This window comes from Paenibacillus sp. 7541 (genome assembly GCF_002276395.1).
In the GTDB taxonomy this organism is placed as follows: domain Bacteria; phylum Bacillota; class Bacilli; order Paenibacillales; family Paenibacillaceae; genus Paenibacillus_AQ; species Paenibacillus_AQ campinasensis.
Map to the genome: position 1 here is coordinate 1 of NZ_NQLZ01000059.1, position 12,791 is coordinate 12,791.

Annotated in this window: 15 protein-coding genes; 13 read left to right on the forward strand and 2 right to left on the reverse strand. The window is 43.7% G+C overall.

All coding sequences use genetic code 11. From position 1 onward, the window contains the following. Positions 1-662: 662 nt before the first annotated feature. Complete coding sequence (locus tag CHH75_RS24195) at positions 663-1,070, reverse strand: type II toxin-antitoxin system death-on-curing family toxin (RefSeq protein ID WP_095399372.1); 408 nt, start codon at positions 1,068-1,070, stop codon at positions 663-665. Then, positions 1,067-1,330, reverse strand: coding sequence for an AbrB/MazE/SpoVT family DNA-binding domain-containing protein (locus CHH75_RS24200; RefSeq protein WP_095399373.1), 264 nt, complete (start codon positions 1,328-1,330; stop codon positions 1,067-1,069). Before CHH75_RS24200 ends, CHH75_RS24195 begins: the two co-directional genes overlap by 4 nt. Before the next feature lie 344 nt (positions 1,331-1,674). Between CHH75_RS24200 and CHH75_RS25440 the strand changes: the two genes are divergently transcribed. From CHH75_RS25440 to CHH75_RS25445, 13 genes are all read left to right on the forward strand, one after another. Further along, positions 1,675-1,992 carry a hypothetical protein gene (locus CHH75_RS25440; protein ID WP_255223106.1) on the forward strand — a complete coding sequence of 106 codons (318 nt, stop codon included), beginning with the start codon at positions 1,675-1,677 and terminating at the stop codon, positions 1,990-1,992. Continuing rightward, positions 1,992-2,582 carry a hypothetical protein gene (locus CHH75_RS24210; protein ID WP_095399374.1) on the forward strand — a complete coding sequence of 197 codons (591 nt, stop codon included), beginning with the start codon at positions 1,992-1,994 and terminating at the stop codon, positions 2,580-2,582. Before CHH75_RS25440 ends, CHH75_RS24210 begins: the two co-directional genes overlap by 1 nt. A 128-nt stretch (positions 2,583-2,710) precedes the next feature. Next, a protein-coding gene (locus tag CHH75_RS24215; RefSeq protein ID WP_095399375.1) for an IS3 family transposase occupies positions 2,711-3,831 on the forward strand; the annotation gives its coding sequence in 2 pieces (ribosomal slippage) (positions 2,711-2,960 and positions 2,960-3,831; 1,122 coding nt in all). Between the two features lie 334 nt (positions 3,832-4,165). Next, complete coding sequence (locus CHH75_RS24220; RefSeq protein ID WP_095399376.1) at positions 4,166-4,648, forward strand: RNA polymerase sigma factor; 483 nt, start codon at positions 4,166-4,168, stop codon at positions 4,646-4,648. Next, positions 4,645-5,253 carry a zf-HC2 domain-containing protein gene (locus tag CHH75_RS24225; protein ID WP_176475661.1) on the forward strand — a complete coding sequence of 203 codons (609 nt, stop codon included), beginning with the start codon at positions 4,645-4,647 and terminating at the stop codon, positions 5,251-5,253. Before CHH75_RS24220 ends, CHH75_RS24225 begins: the two co-directional genes overlap by 4 nt. Positions 5,254-5,659: 406 nt before the next feature. Beyond that, positions 5,660-6,115 (forward strand): HNH endonuclease, encoded by a 456-nt coding sequence (locus tag CHH75_RS24230; protein ID WP_095399378.1) that lies wholly within the window; start codon positions 5,660-5,662, stop codon positions 6,113-6,115. Between the two features lie 424 nt (positions 6,116-6,539). Then, a complete protein-coding gene (locus tag CHH75_RS24235) occupies positions 6,540-7,799 on the forward strand; it encodes a DUF438 domain-containing protein (RefSeq protein WP_095399379.1) in 1,260 nt (419 codons plus the stop codon). A 148-nt stretch (positions 7,800-7,947) separates the two neighbouring features. Beyond that, entirely contained in the window at positions 7,948-8,145 is a 198-nt protein-coding gene (locus CHH75_RS24240; RefSeq protein WP_095399380.1) for a hypothetical protein, read from the forward strand. 271 nt (positions 8,146-8,416) lie between these two features. Continuing rightward, positions 8,417-9,211, forward strand: coding sequence for a sensor domain-containing protein (locus CHH75_RS24245; protein WP_095399381.1), 795 nt, complete (start codon positions 8,417-8,419; stop codon positions 9,209-9,211). A 574-nt stretch (positions 9,212-9,785) separates the two neighbouring features. Then, entirely contained in the window at positions 9,786-11,030 is a 1,245-nt protein-coding gene (locus CHH75_RS24250; RefSeq protein WP_095264217.1) for a hemolysin family protein, read from the forward strand. A 357-nt stretch (positions 11,031-11,387) separates the two neighbouring features. After that, the gene (locus CHH75_RS24255) at positions 11,388-11,588 is read left to right on the forward strand and encodes a cold-shock protein (protein WP_095264218.1); all 201 of its coding nucleotides are present in this window, start codon (positions 11,388-11,390) and stop codon (positions 11,586-11,588) included. Positions 11,589-11,747: 159 nt separating this feature from the next. Beyond that, the gene (locus tag CHH75_RS24260) at positions 11,748-11,984 is read left to right on the forward strand and encodes a cold-shock protein (RefSeq protein WP_095399382.1); all 237 of its coding nucleotides are present in this window, start codon (positions 11,748-11,750) and stop codon (positions 11,982-11,984) included. 536 nt (positions 11,985-12,520) lie between these two features. Next, a complete protein-coding gene (locus tag CHH75_RS25445; RefSeq protein WP_095264220.1) occupies positions 12,521-12,787 on the forward strand; it encodes a CD3324 family protein in 267 nt (88 codons plus the stop codon). Positions 12,788-12,791: the final 4 nt, after the last annotated feature.

Sequence of the window (12,791 nt, forward strand, 5' to 3'; positions counted from 1 at the left end):
CCCCTTTTGCGTTTTCTTGAGCGTTACGGGTTCATATGATACGTGATTGCTTACATTATAGTGTTTTAACTTTAAATAAAAACTAAAAAGAACTGGGTATCAGTGTTTAGCACTTGCTACTCAGTTCTTTATCAATCTGTATATTTTTATTTTTATCCCCCGGGGTACGATAAAAATAATCGCACCAGGGTGGATTTCAATCCACGCACTTTCGCAGGAAAGCTACTGGAATGCTTTCCATTGAACCGAGGGTCGAAGTATTAATTAAGTTTTTCGACCCGGATGATGAGGATAATAATCTTCCAACGCCAAATTTTTAGCCACATCCGGATTCCCTCCTCCCTTAGGAGTTAGGATAATTATAAAATTAACTTATTTTACAGTCAATATATAAATATACTCTAGTGATTATTGACAGTATGGACATGCCCATCGCTGCCTCAAACAGTCAAGGACATTCGTTCTTTAAATCTTGGAAGGCTTAACAGGTGTTCGATGTAATTGGCCTTAATCCGAATGTACGCAAAGTTGCCGTATGGGTGTACAGTTTCGCCGAGATTGAAAGAATAGACACGTGGTTTGTTAAACGATTTGAGATTGGATACACTTCAATATGGCTCGCCATTATGAAGATCATCAGTAAGAGGACGGTATTTTGCACTTTATGAATTGGGAACCGTGATGCAGTGAGCCTCAATAATCGAAACCATCTCATGAAAATCAAAACAATGATTAACCATATTTACTGTAAAGTCTTCGGCTTTCTTTGAGTCCATCTTGAAGTGCAGGCCATTAAAACGTAGGAATACAACCAGTGCTGTAAAAGCTGTTCGTTTGTTTGCGTTGTGAAATGGATGGTTTTGGCCTAGGGATTCAAACAAAGCGGCGCCTTTTTCGAAGATAGTAGGATAAGCATCCTCGCTAAAGGCAGAAAATTGAGGTCGATGGACAGCCGATTCGAGCACTCCAGGTTCCTTAACTCCAATGTGTTCCCCCGGGCTATATCGTTGTATCATGGCTACATTGATTGCTATTATTTCTTGGACGGATAAATAGCGGATGGATGTCATCTGTCTTTAAGTCCCCGAAGCGTTTGGTCGTATTCTTCAATTACATCCGTTAAAGTATCCATAAAGTCCGCACTTATTCCTTCAGGCAAAGAGACTTTTGTTGACTTCTTAATAATAATTTCTCCTGTGTCTGAATTAACATCAATAGTGACAGTGTCGCCTTGATCCAATCCAATTTGCTTCAAAGCATCCGTCATGGTTATACCGAGACTGTTGCCAAATTTGGTTACTTTCCGTTCCATCTCAATCATCCTGTTCATTTGGTTTCCTCCTTATTATCATATTCAATTGTTATAACAATTATACATTTATAATATTGAGAAGACAAACTCGCTGACCTGGGACCGGTAACGGTCGCTCTAGTATCGCTTACGATGCTAGCATTGCTTCGCAGTGCTTTCAGAATCCTGGATATATTCACTGAACAAGGTAACATATCTGTTTTAGCGAACTATACGTTAAAAGATAGTACGATAATAGCATGGTCTAATAGTTATACAGGGTATAATTGCTAGGGATATACCAACCATAGGTGTGAATGTCCTTTCAAAACCCAGGTTATCATTTCAAACAGAGATTTAACATGAACTTATCAATTGCAAGTATGGCAGATTTGGTCGTTGATGATCAGGAGGCTCTTGGATATTGGGGTTATAAGACAGCGACTAAACCATCGTCATTGGCTAATGATGAACGTAATGTGGCGATCCGAAAAGGAAGCGTTGATTACCACATGAAAGGAACGACGACAGCTTCAGATTGGACTCATAAGCCAGGAGGGACTAACCCTTTGGGATGGAATTATTATCCACATGGGTATAAAATTTGGATAAATGAATATTGCTCCAAGACCAACTCTAGGAATAAGAATGCCTGGAGTTGGTCTCATCCTTATTTTTACACAGGAGGTGCCGGAATTTGATGTCTAACCTAACCAAAGTCAGCGGATTTAAACTACTATTCATCTGTGCAAGCCTAGGATTGATTTTGCTTGGCTCCGGGTGCGCTACGAAGACGGAGATTGTAAGCGTACCTGCGGAAGAAATGATCACCATCCCTTGGAATGCAGGGTGGTCACCAGCCATCAGCATCACTCCGGGCATCCCGTTTGAACTGAGGGGCAGCGATGAAATCGCGTATGAACTATCAGGTGATACCGACTATTTATGTGTGGAAGTCAAGGGCAGACTTGAAAGCATAAGCAATACAGGAACCTCAAGAAAAGCGGGAGAGCGTGTTTACTGGAGCCCCCTCTGCGGGGTACCTTCAGCTGATCTCGCCGATATCGAAATGTCATGGATCACCGTCGTTCGGAAGCAAGAGGGATATCCGACCGGATTGGTTCTGGTCGGGATTTCGTCTGAACGGGAGAACGGGAAGCAAGGTTCGACGTACAAAGCAGACATCATCGCAAGCTTGGCTTTTCCCCAACAAGAGGGGGATTACCAAGACATCTCCGACGAGGATTTAAAGGAACTTGAAGCCGAATATAAAAATAATCCCATCGAATAGTGCAAGTCACTGGATGCTTCGGTATCAACATACGATGTTGGCCAGAGTTGGATCGGCTACACTAAGTTGGACAGAAAAAATAAGGGCTTGTAGAATAAACCTATCATGCTAAGGAGTGAATCTCTACCATGTCCAAACACCAACGACGTACGTTTACAACCGAGTTCAAAAAGCAAATGGCGCAGCTTTATGAAAACGGAAAATCGAGAGCAGCGATTGTGGAGGAATATGACCTCACTGCGTCTGCTTTAGACCGCTGGATCAAGCAGGCCCAAACAACCGGTTCCTTCAAGGAGAAGGACAATCGTTCTTCCGAGGAAAATGAGCTTATCGCCTTGCGTAAGGAAATTCAACGACTCAAGATGGAGAACGACATTTTAAAGCAAGCCGCGCTGATCATGGGACGAAAGTAGCTATCATTCGGAACAACTGTGATAAATACTCGGTATCAGCAATGTGCGACGTCCTGCAAATCGCAAGAAGTACATTTTATTATGAAGCGAAAGAACAACCGAACGAAGACGAGATCACAGAAGCTATCGTGGGGATTTTCCACAGAAATCGAAAAGCTTACGGTACACGAAAGATCAAAGCTAAGCTCCAGGAACAAGGACTTGTTATATCGAGACGTCGCATTGGCCGTATCATGAAAGAGCAAGGGCTGGTTTCCACCTACACGATCGCTCAGTATAAGCCCCACCAAACGGCCTGCAATGAAGCAAAGACAGCAAATGTTCTAGGTCGTGAATTTAAGCAGACGGAAGCTAAGCGGTTCGTCGTTAGCGATCTAACATATGTGAAGGTTCAAAACAAGTGGCATTACATTTGCGTGCTGATCGACTTGTTCAATCGAGAAATCATCGGTCATAGTGCAGGGCAAAACAAGGATGCGGCTCTAGTTTCCCGTGCCTTTGCTACGGTTCAGGGCGATCTACATCAAATCCAGTGGTTTCATACGGACCGTGGCAGTGAGTTTAAAAACATAAAGATGGACGAACTTCTGGGGACCTTTGAAATCGGCCGTTCGCTTAGCATGAAAGGCTGCCCCTATGACAATGCCGTGGCTGAAGCGACCTATAAAGTCATGAAAACAGAATTCATCAACCAGATGAGCTTCCACTGCCTTCATCATCTGGAATTGGAACTATATGATTATATCAACTGGTTTAACAAACATCGGATTCATGGAACGCTGGGTTATCTGACGCCTGTTCAGTATCGCCAAGAAGCCCTTAAAAAAGCTGTCTGATTTACTGTTGACAATCCAAGTTGCGAAACAATGTGATCCAGGTGAACACTCATAACCGTGACTACATCCGTAGAAACTTGTGTTGTCGTTATCTTCCGGCAGGGGTTCCAATCCCCTCGCCTCTATTTTATATTATCAGTGAGACCACCCCGAGAGGTGGTCTTTCTGCATTTCTGGGGTTCAATGAAGATAACATTTCAGGAGAAAAGCTTGATGGGATTGGCTTGAGGGGTATAGGATAAATGAAGTTGTTTAGAAAAAAGTTAGCTTGAATGCAAAATAAGTTGTAACGTTTATCAACATTTATGGATATATCCCTTGAGGAGGTGAATAGATGCGGGACACCGAGGAATTATACAGGGAATATTCGACCCAAGTATATAAATTCATATTTAGCTTTTGCCATAACCATTTGTTGGCGGAAGAGATCACCCAAGAAACCTTTTATAGAGCGATAAAGTCAATACATAGATACAATGGAAGCTGTAAAGTATACGTTTGGCTTTGTCAGATTGCTAAGCATGTTTGGTACCAGGAACTGGACAAGCGGCGGAAGAGTTCCTCTGACATATTAGAGGATCCTTCCTTTACCGATTCAAATTCGCCAGAATCACAGTTTATTTTGGCTCAGAACAAAATGGACTTATTCAAACAGCTTCATTTGCTGGATCCGAATACGAAAGAAGTATTGTACCTGCGTTTGACCGGGGAATTTAGTTTTCGAGAGATTGGAGAAATTCTCGGCAGAGATGAAACATGGGCACGAGTTACCTTTTACCGCGGAAAACAAAAGTTGATGAAAGGAAGATCATCATGAAATGTGATATGATTCGGGATCTATTGCCTTCCTATATTGAAAAGCTAACCTCTTCATACAGTAATGAAGAAATCGATAAGCATCTGGAATCATGCGAGGCATGCCGTCAGTTTTATCGAGAAATGACTGAGGAAACAGGTCTCTATATGCCCTCAATTGATAAAGATGAGGCACAAAAACTTAATTACTTAAAAAAAGTGAGAAAAATAAACAAAAGAAAGATTATTCTCTCCGTCTCTGCGGTACTCCTACTGGCTGTAGCTGTTATTTGGCTTTTCGCCATTGGGACTCGGGTGTCGTCTGAAGATGTAAACATTGCTCATCATATGTCCAACGGTCGTCTGGAGGTTCATTTAACATTGGAGAACGGCAAGGACTTGCTGGTCTCAAGTAAAAGCACATTTATTTATGATGAGAATGGCAATGTAATAGGACATGAAACAAGATACACCCCTAAAGGTGTGCTTCATAACCCTTTTGATAATGTCGGTAATGAATATATGTTAGGGACACAGCTCAGTAACGAACCGGATTATCAGCACTCATTTATTCTAGAATTCAAAGATAAGTCGATGACATTTATTAATGGAGAACTGGTAGAATAATTCAATGCATTCCAGCGAAATATAACTTTGCCTGCGACCTATCAAGGTCGCTTTTTTGCATTATCTTATGTGTTGTGGTTGGGAGAAACCGTCGTGGCCTGGTGAGGGGCAGGGATCAAATTGCGTTGGAGCCATCAGTCGATCTCGCTGAAATCGATAGTCATCGTTCGGAGGCAGGAGTGATATTGACCAGATTGAATCTGGTCGGGATTTTGTCTCAACGGGAGAACGGGAATCAAGGGTCGACGTACAAAGCAGAAGTCATCGCAAGCTTGGATTTTCCCTAACAAGATGGGGCTTACTCCCCTCGCCTCCACCATCATGAACACCATCCGCATGAGAATGGTGTTTTTGTTTTATATTAATACTATAGGCAGGAGCATGTCGTACAGTTGGGGGGAAGTCGATGAATCAGGGTCATGATGGAGAGGATCAATTGATAAAGGTGCTCAATATGGATGGTCAACAGCTAACACCATGCTTGCCTCATCGGGCTTGGCGGGAAGTTGAGCGCTCGCGAGCAGTCTGGATTGATGAGCAGACGATCCAATTGCTGTATAATCCGTTCTTATTTCGGGACTATCGAAAAGCTGCCCTGAAACGAGATCATCACACTTGTTTGTGGTGCGGACAACACGCGACGACCGTGGACCATATAATCCCCTCAAGCAAAGGGGGCTCGGACCTTCCCCATAACCTCATCGCTTCATGCAGCGAATGCAATACGAAACGAGGGAACCGTCCGGCATGGTCCTATCTCAAAGAAAACGCACGCACTGTTCCCAATCTTATGAAGCTGATCTGGCGTATCTTTATCGCTGATTACAGACATCGTCCAATGAAAAAAAGAACAACTGAGTAAAAAGGATTGGAAACTGTGGCTTCGACCGACTGAAGTCTATGCAGAAATTGTAACGTGCTCATTCATTTTGCCGACATTTCATGGTGGCCGCTCAGGGGGAATGGTGTGCCAACGTTTCGGCCAGGGTTAGGCTCCCTCGTCTCTCATACCGTTATTAAAGCGACCGCGACTCGGTCGCTTTTTTGTTACGAAACGAACAAACCGGACTCGACAGCGTAGAAGCACCCAGAATGCCAGGGGAGTGGGAAGAAGAACTTTCGAAGAACCTGGATCACTATTCATCCTTCCTTAGTCATTGAATGTTCATTCCCTCTGTGCTTTTAATCACAAGTCGTGGGGCATGAGGGTGCTAGTTTAGAGAAGAGAGGTAAACAAGATAGAGCTTGGTCTTTATATACATTGAAATAAGACAGAGGTGATGAACATGAGTGAACTCATTAATAACCGTGAGGAAGGAATTTCTGCTCATCGAACAGCCCGTATCCATTTGCTCAAGGAAATCATTAAGGAGCTGCACCATGGAAAAAGCGTGGAGGAAGTTAAGTCAAAATTCAACCAAGCTGTAGGTGAAATATCGGTTGACGAAATTTCGGAGCTGGAGCAAGTGCTGATGCAGGAGGAAGGAATACCGGTCACCGAAGTACAGCGACTGTGCAGCGTCCATGCCGCTGTATTCAAAGGCTCCATCCAAGACATCCACAGAACGCATAAGCCTGAGGACCAGCCTGGGCATCCCGTGTATACGTTTAAAAGGGAGAACCAAGAAATCGATCGACTGGCGAATTTTAAAATCGCACTGCATCTCGATCAATTTCTGAAGGATCCGGGGGAGGCGAATCGTCTCAAATTGCTGGAGGATTTCAGTCTCCTCTATGATGTGGACAAACACTACAGCCGCAAAGAAAACTTGCTGTTTCCTTTTCTTGAGAAATACGGAATTTATGGACCGACCAAGGTGATGTGGGCAGTCGATGACGGCATCCGAATGGGAATAAAAGAGGTGAAATCTAAACTCACTCACTTTGAAGGGAATGCCGAGCTTGTAGTGGACCTTGCCAAACGCGTCTTAAACGAAGTAACAGAAATGATCTATAAAGAAGAACATATTTTATTACCTATGGCTCTGGAAAAGCTGACGGAAGACGAATGGCTTCAAATTGCTGACCAAAGTGAAGAGGTCGGTTATTGCTTGATTGCGCCGGATCAAACGTGGATTCCAGAAAGAGCAGATGAACCTGGCACAGGCCAGGGATTGGATGCTTCTCCGCTGCAAGAGGGATATATCCGGCTGAGCACAGGCATTGTATCGGTCAAACAGATGGAAGCCATATTGAATCATTTGCCGGTCGACCTGACCTTTATTGATGAACACGATATCGTCCGATATTTCTCCCAGGGCAAAGAACGAATCTTCGTTCGGACCAAAGCGGTGATCGGCCGAAGTGTACAGAACTGCCATCCTCCGCAAAGCGTACACGTCGTCAATCAGCTGCTTGCTGATTTCAAAGCCGGTGTTAAAGATGCAGAAGATTTCTGGATTCCGGTTAAAGATAAGTTTGTGTATATTCGTTATTTTGCCATAAGGGATCAAGAAGGAACGTACTTAGGAACGCTTGAATTCACCCAAAACATTAAACCGATACAGGAGCTCACGGGTCAAAAAAGGATACTTTCTACGTCATAAGACGTAAACTGGCGTCGGCTCCTATACAGGCGTCAGTATGCTTTATTGTCGCTGTGAACGATCAATCAGGTTACTTCAAATGTGGTTGTAGGTTTTTCTATTGTGTATAATATGTACAACAATGATAAGCATGAAGGGGGTTCTTGTTATGGCAGTGGATCGGGAACAGCTTCAAAATGTACTCAACCAGGCCCATCAACGTGCTCGCCAACAAGCCAAGCAATCTGGAGCATCTCTATACTATATAAAAAACAACAAACGTATTCGCGAAGATGCGAAAGGCAAAAAATTCGAGATCATGTTCGATTCCCAGGGAAAGCGGATGGAGCGGGAGTACATTGAATAATCATAAACCTGTGATGACGGTATTTGCAGGTACTAACGGTGCCGGTAAAAGCACAATCAGGGACGGTGCTTTTGTTTATCATTAAAACAATCGTTCGGCGAGTTATACATATAGTATCTTTACTTCAATAAGTTCATCTAAGCCAGCCCACTCCCTAGTCTAAAGTCTAGGTTCAGATACCCCCTAAGACGGTTATGTCAGCCAAATCACACAGATATAATGGATCTATAACTTGGAGCGTGACTTATGAAGCCATAAGGGGTGTTTGAATATGAAGGCAACAGAAACGGCTGCAATGGAGCAGGCAGGCAAGGTGAATTGGGTGCTGTTTAATCCAAAAACCTATGTCACCCTCCTATACTTCCTGTTATCCCTCCCGTTAGGGATTATCTATTTTACAGTGGCAATAACAGGAGTTGTACTATCCATTGGATTAACGCCAATCTTTATCGGGATTCCGCTGTTTTTTGCAGTAGCCAAGCTGTTGAATGGGATTGTGGTTTTCGAACAAAGCATGATTCGACAAATTTTGGGTTTACCTGCTCCTTCAGCAGCGTATCCCTCCAATCCACGGTCTGAAGCGGGGCAGAACTGGTTGAAACGAATGGTGGGAGGCTTTGATGGAGCACTCTTTATTCGTAATCTGCTCCTCGTCTTCCTAAGATTTGTTACGGGTATCGTATTCTTCGTGATTACGGTAACGGCTATTGCACTCGGACTAGGATTCATCACTCTTCCCGTCGTCCATATCATTTTAATGAATGAAATTCAGGTTGATATTTTGGAGAAGAGCTTGTTCAGTTATTTTCATATCGATTGGACGTATAACCAGCAATATCTGCTGTACGTTGGCGTGGGCCTTATCCTGTTCTGGATCGCGCTGCGCGTCGTGAACGGGCTTATGCAAGTTCTGCGTAGAGTCATGTATGTGGATGAGCCCTATCAGCGGCAGTCAACGTCGCTAATGGAGGAACAAGTACACGAACCCATACCGTCGCAATATGATGAGTACGAAGAGGATTATCCCGCTCAAGGGATGATGCGGCCAGCTCACAGGGAGTTTTAACATCGGTCTTTTTATAACATGTGCTGTTGAGGCTTGTAGTCTGTATCCCATTCAAAATCGAATCTGAGTACTCAGCAGTATATGGTGGTTGTACACAGCCATGGTGCCCTGCACCACATCTTCGGAAGAAACCCGGCCTCACGAGGTCGGGTTTTTGTTTTCTGGAGCATGATACATCGCCCCTGTAGAAATGAGAGGTTTTGAAATAGCCCATTCTATTCAGGGAATCTGTTACAAATGCGTGTACGTAGGTCAGCGGTCAGACATTTTCCCAGTCATTCTGTGCAATTTGAATATCGATTAGAGAATGTATACAATATATACAATAAGTTTGGGGGGATTTATAGGAAGGAATTATACATAAGTCAGTTGAAATGCAACGAAAGTGATTTTTTTACATAAGGTAGACTGTTTATCTCGTTCAGAAATGGATGTGCAAGACCGTGGGTAAATATTACCTGATGGATGAAATGAAAGGCGACTTGGGCGATCGGGCATGCCGTAATGATCGATGGTGTGGTATACTCATCGCCGTTTTGCATAGGGATACTATACGAAAGAAAGAGGTTGAGGTATGACGCTCCTATTGATTTATCTGTTTCTTGCATTGGGTATTTCGTTTCTTTGTTCTGTGCTCGAGGCAGTTTTGCTATCCACAACCCCATCGTATTTAAATGTCAAGCTGGAGAACGGCAACAAAAGAGCTGGATTGTTCATCGAGTTGAAGAAAAATGTGGATCGCCCCCTTTCCGCAATTCTTACACTGAATACAATAGCCCATACCGTTGGTGCCGCAGGGGTCGGGGCGCAAGCGACTAAAGTATTTGGCGAAGCGTACTTTGGCATTATCTCCGTTGTGCTGACTATACTGATTCTTGTTTTTTCGGAAATCATTCCCAAAACGATAGGGGCCAGGTATTGGAGAAGCTTAGCGCTTGTCTCTGCTCAACTGATTCAGTATCTCATCTATATCACATATCCTTTAGTTATCATATCTGAATACATTACCAAAATAATAGCTAATAAATCTCACGTGTCCACAACGACGAGCAGAGAGGAATTATCTGTGTTGGCGAATGTAGGTACGGAAGAGGGTGTATTCGAGGCAGACGAGAACAAAATCATTCAAAGCATCATCAAACGTAAGGCAATTAGAGTACATGAGGTCATGACGCATCGTACCGATATTGTAGCCCTTTCCGTGAACGCTTCTCTGGACGAGGTTGTATCTGTGGTCAGCAAGGAGAAGTACTCCAGATTGCCAATTTACGAAGACAGCATAGACAATATTGTAGGGATTCTGCATGCCAAAGATCTCATTAAGTACTTAAGTGGTCCTCATAGTGTGGACGAATTTAATGTACGGGATTTCAGCAGAACTGCTTATATCGCACCCATGTACAAGACGATGGATCAACTATTCAAGGACTTCCAGCAGAACAAAATCCATATTGCGATCATTATCGACGAGTTTGGGGGTACGGCAGGTATTGTAACCCTTGAAGATTTATTGGAGGAAATTGTCGGCGAAATATTTGATGAGGACGATGAGATTGTTAGGGATATCATTAAGGTAGATGACAACACATTCTATGTGAATGGAGGCATCAGCCTGGATGATGTTGTGGACTATTTCAAGGTAGATCTGCCGATTGAGCAATACGAGACGTTGAATGGGTTTATGATTGGCCAGCTCGGCCGGATTCCTAAGCTTGGAGATAGAGATTCTATTGAGTATGCCGGATTGGTATTTAAGATTGAGGAAGTCGATGGAAGAATGATTTCGAAGGTTAAAGTGTGTAAAGTTTTGGAGCATTAGGATTGGATCTGGGCTAGTATGGAAATACGATGCCTAGTATGGAAATGGCAGCCCGGGCATCGCGAGCGATGTCCGGCATGGTGAAGCTGTGAGGCTTGCCCAGCGATAGGCCAGTCACCGCCATGTCTGTATATATAATATATATCTACACTGTTCGCAGCCTGGAGGGAGAGGCCACAGTGAAGTAATCCTTGCTATTCGGCCCCAGGTGGGGTATGATGGAGTCAATGGAATACTGACCTGCCTATAAATTCACATTTTGCAGAGGGTTGTTATTTTATGGAGACGACCTTGTGCAATATGTGAATTTTTATTTTCTGAATAAGAGCTCATATAAATTTTGAAGGAGGTGTTCCGATGGAAGCTGGAACAGTGAAATGGTTTAATGCGGAGAAAGGCTTCGGTTTTATCGAGGTTGAAGGCGGTAACGACGTTTTCGTTCATTTCAGTGCGATTGTAGGCGACGGCTATAAGTCGTTGGACGAAGGTCAACGTGTTGAATTTAATGTGGTACAGGGTAATCGTGGACCGCAGGCTGAGAATGTCGTAGTACTGTAAAAAAGAATGAAGCTAATGCCCCGAACCCTGTGTTTTGGGGCATTTATTCTTTTTGTTTGATGAATAGATGATCATCGTAAACGGATATGGACAGCTGAAAGCATGGCCAGATTTGCCTTAGGTACAGAGCGACAAGATACCAAGAGGGAGGGTGCGTTTATGTACTATTCGCGGAAAAGGTTGGAGGATATTCCCCAAGAGGCTACCGCAATATGGTCCTGTATTCAGGAGGATTGTAACGGATGGATCAGGGACAATTTTGCTTTTGCGGAGGTACCGACCTGCCATCAATGTCAGTCTCCTATGAAGAGAAGCATGAGTGAGCTGCCTGTGCTCGTGAATAAGAGAGAGGATCAGAAATTCCTCAAGAAGGGCGTTCAGATCGAGAAAGAATAACAGCGCCCCATTTCCTTCATATAACAAACTCGCTCTATGAGCGGGTTTTCTGTTTTTCTTGGCTCGAATGGCAGGCTGTCACGTCTCTCTCGCGGGACAAACGTCGAGCCATACGCATCACGCATCTGTTGCACAGCCATGGCCTCCTCATAAGAAGATCCAGAAACGATGAACCACTAGAGTTCCTTGTGGTGTCCCCAATTACTCGCAATATTACCTGTTCAAACGTGTCATCAAACCAGATCATACTGGAAGTGATGAATGTCATTACTCCACCATCAACATTCAGGAAATTCTCATCACAGCGGGGTACGAATCCGGGACTCCATACCGATATTCCACAACCGGTGTCGTCCTCCTTCGCTGACAGCATCTATACCGACCATGATGATTCGGGTGTGTTATAATAAAGTACAAAGTCCCAGTTTATGGATGGCTGAAAGAGGGTGGATATGATGCTGTTGTTCTTCTTGTGTTAATCATAGTTAACCGTTCCGCTTTCCCTTATAGAACATCTAAATAAGGAGCGGAACAGCATGAAATATGTAAACGGGAATGTTATATTTCCTGAGTCTTTGCTCAAGGAAATTCAGCAGTATATTCAAGGTGAGTTCGTATACATTCCACAACCAGGATCACGTAAACGATGGGGTGAAAAGTCAGGTCTAAGAGAACAATTGGATCGCCGAAATAACGAAATTCGTGAGTTGTACATGAAAGGCGAGTCCATTGAGCGACTTACGAAGCTGTACCATCTATCCCATGAAACGATAAGGAAGATCGTCTATTCGAAGAAATGTTAAAGCC